Consider the following 16,622-nt stretch of genomic DNA (forward strand, 5'->3'; position numbering starts at 1 on the left):
GGTAATTTAGGGCTGCCAAGTTGTCTTGGCAGCACAATACTGCAAATTAAATTAGATATTGATGGCGGTCTCTAGAGCGACTTTCATCATATCGTTGAATGAAGTTTGACGATCTTCTGAGCTTAATTTTTCACCACGAATGATATGGTCAGAAACCGTTAGAATGGTCAGTGCCTTTGCACCAAGATCAGCGGCTACGCCATAGATACCAGCCGCTTCCATATCAACGCCCAAAATGCCAAGTTTGTTCATTTTCTCGAACAAATCACCTTCAGGTGTGTAGAACAAATCAGCAGAGAATACGTTGCCAACTTTGACTGGAACCTTTTGCTCACGTGCTTGGTTTACTGCTGCTTCAAGAAGGCCATAGTCAGCAATCGCTGCAAAATCGTGGTTATTGAAACGGATACGGTTTACTTTTGAATCGGTAGAAGCACCCATGCCAATCACGATGTCCATCAGGTTGACGTCATCACGAACCGCGCCACAGCTACCAACACGAATAATGTTTTTTACACCATATTCAGAGATAAGCTCATGAACGTAAATAGAGCATGATGGAATACCCATACCATGGCCCATTACCGATACTTTTTTACCTTTATAAGTTCCTGTGTAACCAAACATATTACGTACATCACAGACTTGTTTAGCGTCATCTAGAAATGTTTCAGCGATGTATTTTGCACGTAGTGGATCGCCCGGCATTAGGACTGTTTCAGCGAAATCACCAGCTTGTGCATTAATGTGTGGGGTTGCCATAGTTATTACTCCAAGGTTTCTGAGTTAGTGCTCATCAGTGGTAATCAATGATATTACCAATTCTGTTGAATTTGTCATTTTTCGTTGAGGCAATACTAGCCTTACAAAATAAGGCTCCTTGAGAACTTGGTCACAAAATGGGTTCTTATCATCTTATTCAATCCCATTGATAACCAAAAATGTTGAAAGTGCTAAGGCAATCGATTTGAGTAAACGTTTTCTTTATTTGTACAATATTTTTTTTTGTATAGTTTAATTTTATTGTGCTATAAGTTATACAAGAAATGTTTTTGTATACCTATTATCTATGAGGGTGGCTATGAGTAATTCAGAAATTCGTATCGGTATCAGTGCTTGTGTACTTGGCGAGAATGTACGTTTTGATTCCGGTCACAAAGCAAGCGTATTTGTCACGCAAGAGCTGTCGAGTTATTTCTCTTTTGTACCAGTATGTCCAGAAGTGGGGATTGGCTTGAGTGTCCCGCGACCAACGATTCGTCTTGTCTCTAATGAAGAACGGGTTGCCCTGGTTGAAACCAAAGACGCGAGCAAAGACTATACCCAAAGTATGTATGAATTTTCAGAGCGAAAAGTTGATGAGCTTGAACCGATGAATTTATGTGGTTATATCGTCTGTGCAAAATCGCCGACTTGCGGTATGGAACGAGTAAAAGTGTACAAACATCAACGGGCTGACAAAGAAGGGGTTGGGCTATATACCGAGACTTTAATGCGCAAGATGCCGTGGTTACCCGTTGAAGAAGATGGACGCTTACATGACCCCGTGTTGAGAGAGAATTTCATCACTCGTGTTTATTGTTTGCATGACTTTTATCAATCGATGGGTGAACAGGCTACACCCGGCAAGGTTGTCGCATTTCATTCTCGCTACAAGCTCACTTTAATGGCGCATCACCCTGAGTCATACAAAGAGTTAGGTCGTTTAGTGGCCAATATTAAACAGTATCAACCTCAAGACTTTATTAATGAATACCGCTTGGGTTTGATGGAAGCGCTCAAAAACAGAGCCAGCCGCAAAAATAACACCAATGTTCTTATGCACCTTCAAGGTTATTTCAAACGTTCTTTAACTAAAGAACAAAAGGCGGAATTGGCACAAGTAATTGATGATTACCGCACGGGTCTGTTGCCGTTGTTAGCGCCACTGACTTTACTCAAGCATTACCTGAAAATGTACCCAGATGGATATCTAGAGCAGCAGCATTACTTTGAACCTTATCCGCAACAATTAAGACTACGTTATGGACTGTAAACGATGACAGCAAAACTTTACGCAATTAGAGAAGTTGCCGATATTACAGGGGTTAAGCCCGTTACGTTACGAGCGTGGCAGCGGCGCTATCACCTCATTCAGCCGAAACGAACCGAAAAAGGGCATCGTCTTTATTCTGAGGAGAACATCGCGACTATCCGAGTTATTCAAGGTTGGCTTGCGAAAGGCGTTTCTATTGGCAAAGTCAGTGCACTGCTTGAAGGAAGTGAAAATCTTCACCAAGATCTGCCGAGCGAGCAAGTTGAGCTACAAGAACAAGAAACCCTTTTGCAGGCATTAGTAGAACTCAATAAAGGTAAAGCCGAATCGACTATTGCGACGGTATTAAAAGAGTACCCGCTGGATATTGTTGAGCAGCAGTTTGTATTCCCAATGATCGATGCGCTTGAACGAGTAAAAGGCCCATTACGCACCTTACATAAAGGGTTGTTTCAATCACTAATGATCAGCAAATTAAGTTCAATTATTGAGTCAGAAAATAAAGCAGCGACTAAAGGTAAGTGCTTGTGTGTCAGTCTTGATCCTATGTCCAGTATTTTGGCTTGGTTGTGGTTTGTGAGTAAGTCTGAAGCGGGCTATAACGTGACGGTGTTAGACGGTGTTGAAGATATCACCGCTCTGGTTGGTCATGAGGCTTTACCCTCTTACCAACACATTGCAGTTTTCGCAAATCGCTCTTTGCCTGATCACCAAATCAACGCGTTAGAAAAATTACAGCAGCAGTTAGCTAATAAGCTATCTCTGTCTGAAGTGATCTGTCGTTTACACACTTCTCTTACGTAAAAGTTCAAGGATGTAGCATGAAACTAATATGGTTGCGGCGTGATTTGCGTGCCGTTGATAATACGGCGTTGAACTATGCCATCAATTCAGGTGAGCCTGTGATTGCAGTATTTGTCGCGACACCAACGCAGTGGCAAAAACATCATATGGCCCCTATGCAGGCAGATTTTATCTACCGCCGTTTATTTGAACTTCAACGCGAACTGGAAGTACTGAACATTCCGTTGCTTTATCGTGAAGTGGGCAACTATACGCAGGCGTCGCAAACTGTGGTTGATCTCGCACAGCAGCTAAACGTTGATGAGGTTGTGGTCAATCGGGATTACGAAATCAACGAATTGGCACGTGATTTAAGCGCGAGAACGTTATGCGGGCAAAGCGATATTAATTGGAGTGAATTTGATGATAAGTGCATTCTGGCTCCGCGTAGTGTTATTAATAAACAAGGCGAGCACTTCAAAGTATTTACTCCTTTTAAGCGTGCTTGGTTATCACAGGTGACAATTCCCCAAATTGTTTCAGCTAAGCCGGCTGCGCGTCATGCCAACCCAAAGCAATATGCCAAGGAGTTGTGGGGAGATCAGTGCGTATTTTCTTTTACGCGTATTAGCAGTGAGCACTGGGCTGTGGATTTTGATTCCATACGTGGGCAATTAAGACAATTTTGTCGTGATAGAGTCGAGAATTATCAGCAAGAGCGTGATTTCCCTGCTAGGGAGTCGACGAGTTCTCTTTCTCCCTACCTCGCGATTGGTGCTCTTTCTGCACGTCAATGTATGGCGAGATTATACGCTGAGTCGTACAGCGGTGTATTATCTGAAGGTGCTCAAACTTGGCTTAGTGAACTGGTATGGCGTGAATTTTATCAACATCTCATTGTGTTCAGACCGGATTTGTGTAAAAGCAAAGATTTCGTAGTGTGGGGACCACAGCTTGAATGGTGGGATGATCCCGCAGCATTTGAACGTTGGAAGTTGGGGCAAACCGGATTTCCAATCGTTGACGCAGCGATGCGCCAACTAAACCAAACTGGTTGGATGCACAACCGATTAAGAATGGTTGTTGCAAGCTTTTTAACCAAGGATTTACACATTGATTGGCGACTGGGTGAGCGCTACTTTATGCAAATGCTTGTTGATGGCGATTATGCAGCAAACAATGGTGGCTGGCAGTGGTGTGCTTCAACGGGATGCGATGGCCAACCTTACTTTCGGATTTTTAATCCAACCAGTCAAGGTGAGCGATTTGATCCACAAGGAGCGTTTATTCGTCACTGGGTGCCAGAACTTGCGTCGTTGAGCAATCAGCTTATTCATACTCCGTGGAAGTCACCTGCTGTCAACTCATTGTCATATCCAGCGCCAATGGTTGATCACAAAGTAGAAAGAGAGATAACCTTGAGACTTTATAAAGAAGCTAAGGATAACTGATCACCATGTTACGTAAGCTACTTATGTTTTGTTGCTGTTGGGGGTTAAACTCTGCGCTATTTGCTGCGTCTTATGACTTTCCTGCCGATGGCAGCAGTTTAGTTGGGCGCACTCAATACCATGTGGTTGAGAAAGGTGAAACGTTAGCTGAAATTGCCAAACAATACGATATTGGCTTTTTGTCTTTAATGGCTGCGAATAAAGGGGTTGATCCTTTCTTGCCACAGCAAGATTTTGTGTTAACCATTCCGTCACAAATTATTTTGCCACATGTCCCTTATGAAGGGATAGTGATCAACTTAGCTGAACTGCGTTTGTATTATTTTGAGCCTGACATTCGCAAGGTACACATTTTTCCTGTCGGTATTGGTCGAATTGGCCGTGATACACCAGAGATGGAAACCTCTATTAGTCAAAAACGCCCAAACCCAACATGGACGCCACCTCAATCGATACGCAAAGAATATCAAGAAAAAGGTATAGAGCTTCCTACCGTAGTACCAGCTGGTCCCGATAATCCCCTAGGTGAGTATGCACTACGTTTGGCATATGGTGCTGGTGACTACCTCATTCACGGCACCAATAAAGATTTTGGTATCGGTTTGCGGGTGAGTTCAGGGTGCATCCGTATGGATCCAAAGGATATTGAATGGCTTTTTAATCAAGTACAACGTGGTGAAAAAGTTCGAGTGATTGACGAACCAATAAAGGTGGCGTTAGAGCCCGATCGCAGTGTTTTTCTTGAAGCTCATGAACCATTAACCCGTAGCAATGGTAGTAAAAAGGCGTTAGTTATCCCACAAGAACTCAGTTGGTGGTTAGAGGAGTTTGGTCAGTCAGATGCAAAGGCAAGAGCAGTAATACTGGCACAAAATGGCGTGCCGGTTGAGATTGTAGCGCCAGATTTCTCTGAGGTTACCTATTAAAATATAGCAGCGGTGTTGGCTACGTTCGCTCACTCCAACCACATAGTTTATCTATGCTCATGGGGATGTACTCACTTGCTGTCTACCTGCAACTTCAAGTTGTTTGGGGTAGTAATAAGGCCTGCTTTGAGACAGGCCTTTTGATAACAATGTAATCACTTAGTCAACGTGATTATTTAGTGTATGACTGAGCAATGTTATCGATACGCTCATTAGCACGAGCCGCTTCTTCTTGCGCCGCTGCGGAAGCATCAGCAGCTTGGTTTACTTTAGAAGCGAGCATAGATTGTTCGCTCTGTAGTGCTGAGATTTGGTCACTTAGCTCACTAACTTTGTTAGTAAGTTCGTCCATTTTAGCCATTTCTTCTTCAGGGCCAGATGCACAACCAGCAAGTAGAAGTACAGAAGACGCTGCCGCTGCAATTAACATTTTGTTCATTATGAACTCCTTGTTTGTAAGATAATTACCTATAACGCCCTATACTTTTCTAAAACATCATATAGTGACGTATTCAATTGTAGACGCAATTTTAACGTTCACACAGTAGGTGAACGTCAAAATAATCCAAGAATTTCAATTTGGTGCTGGTTAATGAAAGCAATGTCTCATAATTAAGAGCGTTTTATCTATTTGATTGGCATTTAAATTATTGGAGCCCCCTTGCAACGGTTGCTGATTGAGTATCGTTGCTACGTTATCGGATGCTGATTATTTTTATGTGATCTCTATCTATTTAAGCACCTTTCGCGCTATCATATTGTGTTTTCATTTTGACCTCTTGCCCACAATATTGCGGCAATCATACAATTTTTGGAGAATCCTTTGCAGTTTAAAGATTTAGGCTTAGATAATCGTTTGTTGAAGACACTTAAACATTATGACTTTAAGCAGGCGACAGAGATCCAACAAAAAGCGATACCAGTCGCTATTATGGGTAAAGACTTGTTGGCATCCTCTAAGACTGGTTCAGGCAAAACGTTAGCCTTCGTTTTACCTATGCTGCATAAATCTCTGAAGACAAAAGCATTGTCTGCCAAAGACCCTAGAGCGCTTATTCTTGCACCTACTCGAGAGTTGGCCAAACAAGTTTATGGTGAACTGCGTACCATGTTGAGTGGTTTAAGCTATGAAGCTGCGCTAATTGTTGGTGGTGAAAACTTCAATGATCAAGTTAAAGCTTTGCGCCGTTATCCACGCTTTATCGTTGCGACTCCAGGACGCTTAGCCGACCACCTAGAGCATCGTTCTTTGCGTTTGGATGGTTTGGATACGCTGATCTTAGATGAAGCTGACCGCATGCTTGATCTCGGTTTTTCACCTGAGTTACGTCGCATTCACAATGCGGCCAACCATCGTCGTCGCCAAACATTAATGTTCTCTGCAACACTAGATCATGGCCAAGTTAATGATTTCGGTACTGAACTTCTCAAAGAGCCGAAGCGTATTTCAATTGGTGTTGCCAATGAAGAGCATAAAGATATCACCCAAAAGTTTTATCTGTGTGATCACTTAGATCATAAAGAAGCGTTGCTAGAGCGAGCGTTAGAAGAAGCGGAGTACCGTCAGGTGATTATCTTCACCGCGACGCGTGCTGACACCGATCGTCTAACTGAAAAACTGAACGAACAGAAACTGAAAGCCATCGCTTTAAGTGGTAACTTGAATCAAACGCAACGTAATACCATCATGAGCCAGTTTGAACGTGCTGTGTTCAAAATTTTGGTGACAACAGATGTGGCTTCGCGCGGGTTAGATATTGCTAACGTGACTCATGTTATCAACTTTGATATGCCAAAACACACAGAGGAATACGTGCACCGTGTTGGTCGTACGGGGCGTGCGGGCAATAAAGGTGATGCTATTTCATTAGTGGGTCCTAAAGATTGGGATAGCTTCAAACGTGTCGAAGCATTCTTACAACAAGATATTGAATTTTCAGTGTTTGAAGGACTTAAAGGTAAATTTACAGGTTTAAAACCGCGTAAACCTGCTTTCAAGAAAAATCATTCTGCGAAGAGTAAAACTGCGAAACCAAAAGCGAAGCAAACGGACAAGAAGCCGATTAAACGTGATAAAACATTTTATCAAAATGTGGCGGTCGGTGATGCGGTATTTGTACCGAAAAAGAAAGTGGCACCTAAAGTCGACGATGAGTAATTTGCCGTCAGCAATGTTTAAAAAACCGCCGTTGTGGCGGTTTTTTTGTTGTCATCCCTAAACCACCGCCTTGGGCGGTGGTGATTGAACCTTGGGGCTATTGCCCGAATGAGTGCCCATGCTAGAAGTAAACCTCTTATTCACCATAAGTAAGAGGAAACTAAAAACATGGGCGATTATAGAAGTTCATCACATGTATATTGGCGTTGTAAATACCACATAGTTTGGACACCGAAATACAGATTTAAGATCTTGAAAGGGAATGTAGGTAAAGAGCTTTATCGCTCAATCTATATTTTGTGCAATATGAAAGATTGTGAAGTCTTGGAATTAAATGTTCAGCCGGATCACATTCACTTGGTTGTGATAGTTCCACCAAAAGTTTCGATATCAACGTTGATGGGAGTATTGAAAGGGCGTTCAGCAATCCGCTTGTTTAACAAGTTCCCACATATAAGAAAGAAACTGTGGGGTAATCATTTTTGGGCAAGGGGATACTTTGTTGACACAGTTGGTGTGAATGAAGAAATCATCAGGCGTTACGTAAGGCACCAAGACAAGAAAGATCAAGAATATGAGGCGCAGTTAGAGTTGAAGATAAACTAGCAGCGCAGGGATGCCCCCTTATAGGGGGCTATAAACCAAAGCCGCCTTCTAAGAAGGCGGATTTTTACATTTTATGAATATGTTAGCTATCTACATCATTGAGTGTTTATCGCGGTGTTGTACTTGTTTTTTATGAGTTCTCTATCGTTGGTTTTGTTTTATCTTTTTGTTTTATAATAATTATTTTTTTCGTGGACTGATTGTAATCAGTCGAAACGCTCAATGTTATCCTTACCTTTAAGGAAATATTTCACTCTGTCATCTAGTTTTCAACTAAGTGAAACACAACTGTCATATTTAAGTCCTAAAGTGAGCTTCGTTCAAGACACAACGGCAATAAAGCCTCTTAAGGAAATTTGTGATGAAAAAGACAGTAATCGGTGCAATCGCTCTTCTAGGTGCATTAGCAGTTAACCCAGTTTTCGCAAAAGAAACAATTTCTGCAGTTGGTTCTAGTAGCGTTACTCCACTGATGGAAGTTTTCTCTGAAACATACATGAAGAAAAACTCGGACGTATTTATTGAAGTTCAAGGCCCTGGTTCTTCTGCAGGTATCAAAGCGGCAAAAAATGGCAGTGCTGACATCGGCATGTCTTCACGTAGCCTAAAAGAGTCAGAAAAAGATGCGTCACTGGTTGAAGAAGTTGTCGCTCGTGACGGTATCGCCGTCGTTGTTCACCCAAGCAACAAAGTGAAAGGCCTGACCGCAGAGCAAGTTTCTGAGATTTACAAAGGTGAAATCAGCAACTGGAAACAAGTTGGTGGTGAAGACAAGCCTATTGTCGCAATTACTCGTGATACGGCATCGGGTACTCGTGGTGCTTTCGAAGACATTATGTCACTGAAGAAAAAAATCTCAGGTAAAACTGTTTCGGCCATTTCTCAACGCGCACAAGTTGCCAATGGTAACGGTGGTTTGAAAACCATGGTGGCATCTAACCCTTACGCTATTGGCTACATCTCTTTAGGCACGGTAGATGGTTCCGTTCATGCGCTAGCGGTTGATGGAACACCGGCTTCTGTAGAAAATGTGAAGAACGGCTCTTATAAAGTCGCTCGTCCCTTCCTTGTGCTGTACAAAAAAGGCCAACCCTCTGCAGAAACACAAAAATTCTTAGATTGGATGCTTACAGCAGAAGCTCAGCAGTTGGTTGAAGGCCACCATTACATTTCAATCAACTAATTAAACTATATTTCTAAGTTTGCTCAGCCCGCTGATTAGGGCTGGGCCTTTTCTATCCACTTCGATTAGTCGAGTCGTGAGATTGATAATATGACCATCGCAACTAATAGTGAAAAGCTTATGAACAGAGTCTCTGCGCAAGCATCAAAACGCACATTACGTGCGAAAAAGCGTGTTGACTGGAAGGAACGAATCTTCCACGGCTTATTTTTAACCAGTGCCATTATCGGTATTGTTTCTCTTGCCATCATTGCTTATTTTATTTTCCGCGAAAGTATTCCAGCTTTCCAAGAAGTGGGTGTTACAGGCATTGTCCTCGGACAAGATTGGCTACCGCCAGCCCTCTATGGTGTAGCAACGATGATTGTTGCTTCAGTGGTATCAACGTTCGGCGCAGTTATTGTTGGTGTGCCGGTTGGTGTCCTGACCGCTATTTTTATCGCGGAGGTCGCTCCCAAGCGTCTTGCTGATATTATTCGTCCTGCGGTTGAATTATTAGCTGGTATTCCATCAGTGGTTTACGGCTTCTTTGGCCTTGTCATTATCGTTCCACTGATCCAAAACGTATTTCAAGTTCCTGCAGGTAATACTATTTTGGCCGGTATTATCGTACTCGGTGTGATGATTTTACCTACGGTGATTACGGTCTCTGAAACCTCTATTCGAGCGGTACCAAGAGCGTATAAAGAGGGGTCATTAGCCTTAGGTGCCTCAAGTATTTTTACTATATTTAAGTTACTCGTTCCGGCTGCTCGTTCAGGCATTATGACGGGTGTCATTTTAGGGATTGGTCGTGCTTTAGGTGAAACGATGGCGATTATTATGGTGATGGGTAACGCACCAGCGATGCCGGAAGGTATTTTAGATTCGGCTCGTACGCTAACTGCAAATATTGCGATTGAAATGTCATACGCCAGTGGTGTGCATGCCAATGCGTTATACGCAACGGGGGTAGTGTTACTGGTTTTCATCATGATGCTTAATGCAGCACTACTCTACTTAAACCGTGAGAAAGCGAGATAATGACGATGGATACAGTAAAACTAAAACGCGCTCGCCAGTTAAAAGACAACCTACTGCAATTTTGTATCTGGATGGCGGCTGCACTAACCGTCGGTTTTTTATTTTGGATCATTTGGTACATTCTTTCAAACGGGTTACAGCATGTAGACTGGAACTTTATATCGGATGATTACACGCGTACTGGTGAAGAACACGGTATTTTCCCGATGATCGTCTCAACCATATACATGGTTATTGCATCGATTTCCGTTGCTGCGCCACTGGGTATCATGACGGCAATTTATCTGACGGAATACGCTAAAGTTGGCAGCCGTCTTGTTAAAGTTATCCGCTTTTGTACCGAGTCTCTTGCGGGGATTCCATCTATTATCTTTGGTTTGTTCGGGATGACATTCTTTGTGGTTATCTTGGGTTTAGGGTTCTCAATTTTGTCGGGTGCGCTAACGCTGAGTATTTTGATCTTGCCAGTGATCATCCGTACCACCGAAGAAGCTCTAATGGCGGTACCGCAAACCTTTCGTGAAGGCTCATATGGGCTTGGAGCATCTAAGATTTACACCATCTGGCGTCTTATTTTGCCAAGTGCAATGCCAGGTATTCTAACTTCCGTCATCCTGAGTATTGGTCGTGTGATTGGTGAGTCTGCCCCTGTATTTCTAACCGCTGGTATGGTGGCTCGTGTTCCTGATTCATTGCTAGATTCAGGACGTACTTTAACGGTTCACCTTTATAAGCTGACGACTGAGCTATTCACCATAGAAGAATGGAACCAAGCCTACGGGACAGCAACAGTATTGATAGTGGTCGTGTTATTGATCAACACGGTAACGAAGCTGATCGCCAAGCGATTTAACACTGCTTCTTATTAAGCAACGTGCTTAACACGATTAACCGAATTTAGAGACAGCATAATGAACAAATTTAATATTGAAAATTTAGATCTTTTTTACGGTGAAAACCAAGCACTGAAAGCGATTAATTTGCCAATCCCTACACGTCAAGTCACCGCTTTGATTGGTCCTTCAGGTTGTGGTAAATCCACGCTATTGCGCTGTTTGAACCGCATGAACGACTTAATTGAAGGCGTCAAAATCACCGGTAAGTTGGCAATGGATGGTCAGGATATCTACGGCAATATTGATGTGTCTGATCTGCGTATCAAAGTTGGTATGGTCTTCCAAAAGCCAAACCCATTCCCGATGAGTATCTATGAAAATGTTGCTTATGGCCTTCGTGCTCAAGGAATCAAAGATAAAAAGCATATTGATGATGTTGTTGAGCGTTCGCTGCGTGGTGCTGCATTATGGGATGAAGTGAAAGATCGATTAAAGTCTCACGCTTTTGGCCTCTCTGGTGGTCAACAGCAACGTTTGTGTATAGCTCGTACGATTGCGATGGAACCAGATGTTATTTTAATGGATGAACCTACTTCAGCGCTGGATCCGATTGCGACGCATAAAATTGAAGAATTAATGGAAGAATTAAAGAAAAATTACACGATCGTTATTGTCACTCACTCCATGCAGCAAGCGCGTCGTATTTCAGACCGCACCGCTTTTTTCCTCATGGGAGAATTAGTTGAACACAATGACACACAAGTGATTTTCAATAATCCACAAGATGATAGAACCATGGGTTACGTTAATGGTGACTTTGGTTAATCGTCTATAAAGAACTCATTATAACTATAAAGCGATGGTAACTTTGCCCCTCATATTGAGGGGCTTTTTTGTAGAAACTTCATTGCATACATATTTTTGTCTGCAATATGTATTAACTGGTTAATATTGCTTGAATCTTTAGGGAAAGAAGCAATACCAATGCTGGTAGAAAGCCTACCCACAGTACCATTTTCAAGGAAAAAATCTTCGTGGAAGCATTCTTTGATATGACGCTGCATAATGCTCAATTCAGTCTCGTCTACGCTGTTGATAACGATAGCAAACTCATCGCCTCCCATGCGGAATACGGAATACTCGAAAGTGGGGATCGAATATTCCAAGCGAAAAGCGACTTGCTGCAACACGCTGTCACCTACTTTATGGCCATTTTGATCATTGATTTCTTTGAAGCCGTTTAAATCAAGCAGAAAGAGAGAAAAGGGCTGTTGTGATGAAATATGATTCAGCGCTTCAAACATGGCTAAGCGATTAGCAAGCCCAGTTAAAGGGTCGGTTAACGCTTGTTTTCTATGCGCTAAAGCCTCTTTATGAAAAATATAGCTGACCAAGCCAATACAACCGAATGTCAAAAACATCAGTAAAAACTGAATTTGGGTTAGCAAGCGGGCCTGTGCTTTTTGTTCCTGATAAAGGGGGCTTTGTAACCGAAAACTTTCGTTTACATAGCCAATAATTCGGTCATAAATGGCTCTAGCACGTATTTCAAATTGGGCTAATGTTGGTTGGTCTTTAGCGGCTAATAGGTAATTTTCTAGAATTTTAAAATCATCAAAATTGCTTTTAAAAAAGTGTTGTCCGTCATCTAAATTAATGAAACTGTCGCCTTCATTACTATTTAAGATTAAGTCAAAGCGGCTCCAAGTCAGCTCATACTGCAACCAAATATGATCCATTTTTTCTTTTGACTCTAAAGCGTAAGGCGCTGAAGCGATCAGCTCTGAATATTCTTTAGCCAGTTGGAAAAGATACCATGTTGTGTAATTTTTCTGTTCAGTATAAGAGCTGGCTAAAGTCCGAGTGGTCGAAAGTATGTACAAATTGGCAATGATTAAGGCCGCGGACAACACGATTAGCAGTGTTTTTGCCCGAGATAAGAAGGGATGTAAAATTTTATCATTTTCAGAGTTCATCATTTGCCGATAATCGTTATTTTTTCGAGTTGCCAAACCATATGTGTGTAATAGACCTCATTGTTGATTTGTGGATATTTATCCAAATTATAGACTAACCAAAACGGTCCCTTATTTCTGACTTTCATTTCGTAACCATTCATATAGTAAGCAATAATGGGCTCATAGCGGCTTAAGTCTTCAATTGATATATTGGCTGCATAATCGTTGATCGCGAAAAATGAAACTGAAGATACGTGTCCGACTTTCAGGTAGTTCAGTAAATCAACAATTTTAAAACCGGTAAAAGTATTGGCTTGTGGGTACCAAGGTAGCTGAGTCGTAAAGGTATCTTTAGGTAAAGCTTCTGCAAGTTCTGAGAGTGAGTATGTCACCACCTGTTTATTCGGCAGTGTGATTGTTAAGTGCGAAGCGTGAGCCAAAAAGCTAAAACACAAAAGTGGTAGGGTGGCTATCCATTTCATCATCAATGACCTAATTTATATTATCTTTATTATTGCTATATCCTCTAAAAGTATAAGGTGAGATTTTAATCAATGACATCACTTTTTATTTATATTTTTATTAATTCAATGAGTTCAAACTTTAGTTTAGATCAAAAAAATCCCCACATAAGTGAGGATTTTTCGATGGATGTACTGCAACTCAATCTAGATTAAAAAATCAGATGCGCGACACCAGCAATGACCGGTAAGGTAATAAGCGTGCGTAGAATGAAGATAATGAACAATTCCAATACGTTGACAGGAATGCGGCTACCAAGCATTAATGCACCTACTTCAGACATGTAGATCAACTGGGTAACAGACATTGCAGCGATAACAAAGCGTGTCATTTCATTATCAATAGAAGAAGCCAAAATCGCAGGGATAAACATATCGGCAAAACCTACGACAATCGTTTGTGATGCTTGAACCGCTTCTGGTACGCCTAATAATTCTAAGAATGGGATAAATGGTTGTCCTAAAATCGAGAATACAGACGTGTACTCAGCAATGACTAGCGCGATAGTTCCTAAGCCCATAACAACTGGAAGTACACCAAAAACCATGTCCATTGCGTTACGAATGCCTTCGCCAAATACAGACTTGGCTGATTTTACTTGGCTTGCTTTCGCTAATGCTAGTTCCATGCCCCATGAAAATGATGTGTGCCCACAGGGAACTGCATCGGCGTCTTTTTCTGGTTTGCTACCGTCAATATAAGTGTCTTTTTTCAAACTAAGTGGCGGCAGGCGAGGAATGATGATGGCTGCAACGAAACCAGCTAAACAGATCGTGCCATAAAAAGGTAAGAATAGGTGTTCCAGTTTTACCTGAGCAATTACAACCAGGCTAAAAGTGATAGACACCGCTGAGAAGGTGGTACCAACAATGGCAGCTTCACGTTGGGTATAGAATTTATTTTCGTATTGTTTACTGGTTAGCAAAATACCGACACTACCATCACCTAACCAAGAGGCCATACAGTCGATCGCACTGCGTCCTGGTAAGTTGAATATTGGACGCATTACTTTACTCAGCAAGCTACCAAACAGTTCTAATAAGCCGAAATTAAGTAGCAAAGGTAATAGTAAACCGGCAAAAATGAAGACTGAAAATAGTGTCGGCAATAGGCCTTCGAGTACCAGACCACCAGTGTTTTCTTCCCAGATTGCTTCAGGACCAATTTGGAAATAAGTCATAACCACCGCAATACCGCCGAACACGCGTACCGCCAGCCACAGTAAGGATGGGTTAAATAGGCTATCTAGGAAGGCACTTTTGGTTATAAATGTCGGTTTGAAAAGTTTGCATACAATCGATGCTACAGACATAAAGGCGATGATGATAGTAACCAATGGCACTAAATAGTCACCCAAAATAGCTTGAATAGACTTCGCTAGGACTGCGACAGGAATAGTTAGGTCACCCTCGTAGCTGATAGGTGCCATAAATAGAAATAGACCAATCAAAGAAGGGATGAAGAACATCCAAAAGTTGCCTTGCTTATTTTGCGTTGGCGATTCTAAAGTTTGAGCATTATCTTGCATTATGTTTCTCGTGTTACCGCTAGTCAATTTATGCCAACTCCCTGGCATATTAATTCACTAAACATCCCTATTTAAGCATTGTCGGCAAGAGTATCTAGCTTTGTTTTTCTTTGCAATACTATTCATTGTATTGGGCTAAATATTCATTATTTTAATGTTGTTGCATAGCTAGGAATTGGTTGTTTGTTTTGTTAATGTTACATTGTTTGATTAATTGTTGCCATTGGTTTTGGGTTTAATCACGCTTTTTATAAATAGATAAAACCAATAAACCAGTGCTAGAGCAAAGGCAAAGTAGGCGGGGATCAATAGTGCATTTAAGCTATAGACAGTATAGAAACGAGCGCCGAGTAGCCCTCCGAGTAAGAAGCCAAAAACAATAAACAAGAACAATTTTGCTTTTCTGTAATCGAAAGGCTGGCCGCGAAAACGCGCACCAATCATGATACCCAGGTCAGTAATAATCCCTGTCATATGTGTAGTGCGTACAATCGCACCGCTGAAGGTGGTGATCATCGCATTCTGTAAGCCACATGCTGCGGAAGCAAAATAATGGCCCGCTAATGAACCATGGTTCAATGCATAAAGTGCGGCAAAGAGCAATGAGCCCTCAATGCATAAGGCGACACCATAGCGTCGGCCTAATTTTAATGCGGTACTTTCAATAAAAACACCACTGAGTGTGGCGCCCATCATAAAGCTGACAACGATCATTAATAAATGAAGAGATTGGTCATTAAAAGTTTCAAGCCCAGTACCAAGTAGTGTGATGGTTCCGGATAAATGTGAGATAGATTGATGCTGAAAACCGAGTAAACCAATGGCGTTGACTGTCCCTGCAAGTGCTGCGAGTAAAAAAGCTCCATATTCTACCCAGCGTGGAAGTTTTGAAATCAAGGTAACGCCCTCAAGTTGAAGTGGCGTAGTATAACGTGAGGGCGTTAAATTCAGCAGTAAAAATCTAAATTTGATGTTGATCTTTTAGAGCGAAATAAAGAGCAGGCAATGACAGAGATACCGAAAATCAGTCAGAAGCGACGGATAACCAGCCTCAATGAATAGTGCTATAGCAGTGTGGTGAATCAACAGAAAGTTATCCTTTAATAAATAAAAAATTAATCAGATTGCAATTCGGTATTGTAGATGTGAGTCTATTTTCTTATGATTCCTCTTTGTAGGATGTTTTTTATACTGAGATGGAGTTTGAGATGATCAATAAACGTTTTTTTAAAACAAAACAGGAAGTCGAAGTGACTTTCGAAGTGGATGCGGCTGATGTGTCGTCGACAGTCGCTATTGTGGCGGATTTTCTTGATTGGCAACCAGAGCCGATGAAGAAAGTGGCGAAAAGTAACTGTTTTAAATTCAAAACACGTTTGCCTAAAGATGCCGAGTTTCAATTTCGTTATCTGTTAGATGACCAAAAATGGGTGAATGATCCTCAGGCTGATCAATATATTGCTAATGGTTTTGGAGAGGACAACAGCCTAGTATCGACATATCAATAAGTTATCATTTTTGTTGCGATGGCATTTAAGTAATAACAAATAAGTAAGTAGTTGCTTACGCGTCAATGTATACTTAATCGAAGGCACCTCGGTGCCTTTTTTAAT

17 protein-coding genes are annotated in these 16,622 nt (G+C 41.7%); 11 read left to right on the forward strand and 6 right to left on the reverse strand.

Translation table 11 applies throughout. From position 1 onward, the window contains the following. Positions 1–51 precede the first annotated feature (51 nt). A complete protein-coding gene (gene deoD, locus MCT08_RS14470) occupies positions 52–762 on the reverse strand; it encodes a purine-nucleoside phosphorylase (RefSeq protein WP_053311652.1) in 711 nt (236 codons plus the stop codon). Between the two features lie 319 nt (positions 763–1,081). On the opposite strand from deoD, the gene MCT08_RS14475 reads away from it, so the two are divergent. From MCT08_RS14475 to MCT08_RS14490, 4 genes are read left to right on the forward strand one after another with little or no spacing between them, the layout of a single operon-like run. Further along, on the forward strand, positions 1,082–2,035 hold the full coding sequence (locus MCT08_RS14475) for a YbgA family protein (protein WP_053311653.1): 954 nt from the start codon (positions 1,082–1,084) through the stop codon (positions 2,033–2,035). A 3-nt stretch (positions 2,036–2,038) separates the two neighbouring features. Continuing rightward, positions 2,039–2,839: a MerR family transcriptional regulator gene (locus MCT08_RS14480; protein WP_053311654.1), complete on the forward strand. Its 801-nt coding sequence runs from the start codon at positions 2,039–2,041 to the stop codon at positions 2,837–2,839. Between the two features lie 17 nt (positions 2,840–2,856). Next, positions 2,857–4,269, forward strand: coding sequence for a deoxyribodipyrimidine photo-lyase (gene phrB / locus MCT08_RS14485; RefSeq protein ID WP_274678731.1), 1,413 nt, complete (start codon positions 2,857–2,859; stop codon positions 4,267–4,269). A 5-nt stretch (positions 4,270–4,274) separates the two neighbouring features. Further along, complete coding sequence (locus MCT08_RS14490) at positions 4,275–5,195, forward strand: L,D-transpeptidase family protein (RefSeq protein WP_274678732.1); 921 nt, start codon at positions 4,275–4,277, stop codon at positions 5,193–5,195. 172 nt (positions 5,196–5,367) lie between these two features. Here MCT08_RS14490 and MCT08_RS14495 read toward each other — a convergent pair whose 3' ends face one another. Continuing rightward, the gene (locus tag MCT08_RS14495) at positions 5,368–5,634 is read right to left on the reverse strand and encodes an Lpp/OprI family alanine-zipper lipoprotein (RefSeq protein ID WP_053311657.1); all 267 of its coding nucleotides are present in this window, start codon (positions 5,632–5,634) and stop codon (positions 5,368–5,370) included. A gap of 372 nt (positions 5,635–6,006) precedes the next feature. On the opposite strand from MCT08_RS14495, the gene MCT08_RS14500 reads away from it, so the two are divergent. From MCT08_RS14500 to pstB, 6 genes are all read left to right on the forward strand, one after another. Further along, entirely contained in the window at positions 6,007–7,353 is a 1,347-nt protein-coding gene (locus MCT08_RS14500) for a DEAD/DEAH box helicase (RefSeq protein ID WP_168524438.1), read from the forward strand. 168 nt (positions 7,354–7,521) lie between these two features. Then, complete coding sequence (gene tnpA, locus MCT08_RS14505; protein ID WP_168521467.1) at positions 7,522–7,959, forward strand: IS200/IS605 family transposase; 438 nt, start codon at positions 7,522–7,524, stop codon at positions 7,957–7,959. Positions 7,960–8,320: 361 nt separating this feature from the next. Then, on the forward strand, positions 8,321–9,142 hold the full coding sequence (locus tag MCT08_RS14510) for a phosphate ABC transporter substrate-binding protein (RefSeq protein ID WP_168524439.1): 822 nt from the start codon (positions 8,321–8,323) through the stop codon (positions 9,140–9,142). A gap of 90 nt (positions 9,143–9,232) precedes the next feature. Continuing rightward, on the forward strand, positions 9,233–10,165 hold the full coding sequence (gene pstC / locus MCT08_RS14515) for a phosphate ABC transporter permease subunit PstC (RefSeq protein ID WP_053311660.1): 933 nt from the start codon (positions 9,233–9,235) through the stop codon (positions 10,163–10,165). Positions 10,166–10,170: 5 nt separating this feature from the next. Next, positions 10,171–11,034, forward strand: coding sequence for a phosphate ABC transporter permease PstA (gene pstA / locus MCT08_RS14520; RefSeq protein WP_053311734.1), 864 nt, complete (start codon positions 10,171–10,173; stop codon positions 11,032–11,034). A gap of 42 nt (positions 11,035–11,076) precedes the next feature. Then, on the forward strand, positions 11,077–11,826 hold the full coding sequence (gene pstB / locus MCT08_RS14525) for a phosphate ABC transporter ATP-binding protein PstB (RefSeq protein ID WP_053311661.1): 750 nt from the start codon (positions 11,077–11,079) through the stop codon (positions 11,824–11,826). A gap of 50 nt (positions 11,827–11,876) precedes the next feature. On the opposite strand, the gene MCT08_RS14530 is transcribed toward pstB, so the two are convergent. From MCT08_RS14530 to MCT08_RS14545, 4 genes are all read right to left on the reverse strand, one after another. Further along, a complete protein-coding gene (locus MCT08_RS14530) occupies positions 11,877–12,977 on the reverse strand; it encodes a GGDEF domain-containing protein (protein WP_274679072.1) in 1,101 nt (366 codons plus the stop codon). After that, complete coding sequence (locus MCT08_RS14535) at positions 12,977–13,441, reverse strand: putative pterin-binding protein (protein WP_171375549.1); 465 nt, start codon at positions 13,439–13,441, stop codon at positions 12,977–12,979. Before MCT08_RS14535 ends, MCT08_RS14530 begins: the two co-directional genes overlap by 1 nt. Before the next feature lie 191 nt (positions 13,442–13,632). Beyond that, positions 13,633–15,009: a YjiH family protein gene (locus tag MCT08_RS14540; RefSeq protein WP_053311663.1), complete on the reverse strand. Its 1,377-nt coding sequence runs from the start codon at positions 15,007–15,009 to the stop codon at positions 13,633–13,635. A 210-nt stretch (positions 15,010–15,219) separates the two neighbouring features. Then, positions 15,220–15,906: a YoaK family protein gene (locus tag MCT08_RS14545; protein WP_053311664.1), complete on the reverse strand. Its 687-nt coding sequence runs from the start codon at positions 15,904–15,906 to the stop codon at positions 15,220–15,222. Positions 15,907–16,217: 311 nt separating this feature from the next. Here MCT08_RS14545 and MCT08_RS14550 point away from each other — a divergent pair, with 311 nt between their 5' ends. After that, positions 16,218–16,517, forward strand: a complete 300-nt coding sequence (locus tag MCT08_RS14550) for an isoamylase early set domain-containing protein (RefSeq protein ID WP_053311665.1) — start codon at positions 16,218–16,220, stop codon at positions 16,515–16,517. Positions 16,518–16,622 lie beyond the last annotated feature (105 nt).

The organism is Vibrio aestuarianus (genome assembly GCF_028858425.1).
Classification (GTDB): domain Bacteria; phylum Pseudomonadota; class Gammaproteobacteria; order Enterobacterales; family Vibrionaceae; genus Vibrio; species Vibrio aestuarianus.

What these genes read in the sequence shown, in the direction of transcription:
- deoD (WP_053311652.1), bottom strand. Translation starts at nt 762, where the DNA reads ATGGCAACCCCACACATTAATGCACAAGCTGGTGATTTCGCTGAAACA.
- MCT08_RS14475 (WP_053311653.1), top strand. Translation starts at nt 1,082, where the DNA reads ATGAGTAATTCAGAAATTCGTATCGGTATCAGTGCTTGTGTACTTGGC.
- MCT08_RS14480 (WP_053311654.1), top strand. Translation starts at nt 2,039, where the DNA reads ATGACAGCAAAACTTTACGCAATTAGAGAAGTTGCCGATATTACAGGG.
- phrB (WP_274678731.1), top strand. Translation starts at nt 2,857, where the DNA reads ATGAAACTAATATGGTTGCGGCGTGATTTGCGTGCCGTTGATAATACG.
- MCT08_RS14490 (WP_274678732.1), top strand. Translation starts at nt 4,275, where the DNA reads ATGTTACGTAAGCTACTTATGTTTTGTTGCTGTTGGGGGTTAAACTCT.
- MCT08_RS14495 (WP_053311657.1), bottom strand. Translation starts at nt 5,634, where the DNA reads ATGAACAAAATGTTAATTGCAGCGGCAGCGTCTTCTGTACTTCTACTT.
- tnpA (WP_168521467.1), top strand. Translation starts at nt 7,522, where the DNA reads ATGGGCGATTATAGAAGTTCATCACATGTATATTGGCGTTGTAAATAC.
- MCT08_RS14510 (WP_168524439.1), top strand. Translation starts at nt 8,321, where the DNA reads ATGAAAAAGACAGTAATCGGTGCAATCGCTCTTCTAGGTGCATTAGCA.
- pstC (WP_053311660.1), top strand. Translation starts at nt 9,233, where the DNA reads ATGACCATCGCAACTAATAGTGAAAAGCTTATGAACAGAGTCTCTGCG.
- pstA (WP_053311734.1), top strand. Translation starts at nt 10,171, where the DNA reads ATGGATACAGTAAAACTAAAACGCGCTCGCCAGTTAAAAGACAACCTA.
- pstB (WP_053311661.1), top strand. Translation starts at nt 11,077, where the DNA reads ATGAACAAATTTAATATTGAAAATTTAGATCTTTTTTACGGTGAAAAC.
- MCT08_RS14530 (WP_274679072.1), bottom strand. Translation starts at nt 12,977, where the DNA reads ATGAACTCTGAAAATGATAAAATTTTACATCCCTTCTTATCTCGGGCA.
- MCT08_RS14535 (WP_171375549.1), bottom strand. Translation starts at nt 13,441, where the DNA reads ATGAAATGGATAGCCACCCTACCACTTTTGTGTTTTAGCTTTTTGGCT.
- MCT08_RS14540 (WP_053311663.1), bottom strand. Translation starts at nt 15,009, where the DNA reads ATGCAAGATAATGCTCAAACTTTAGAATCGCCAACGCAAAATAAGCAA.
- MCT08_RS14550 (WP_053311665.1), top strand. Translation starts at nt 16,218, where the DNA reads ATGATCAATAAACGTTTTTTTAAAACAAAACAGGAAGTCGAAGTGACT.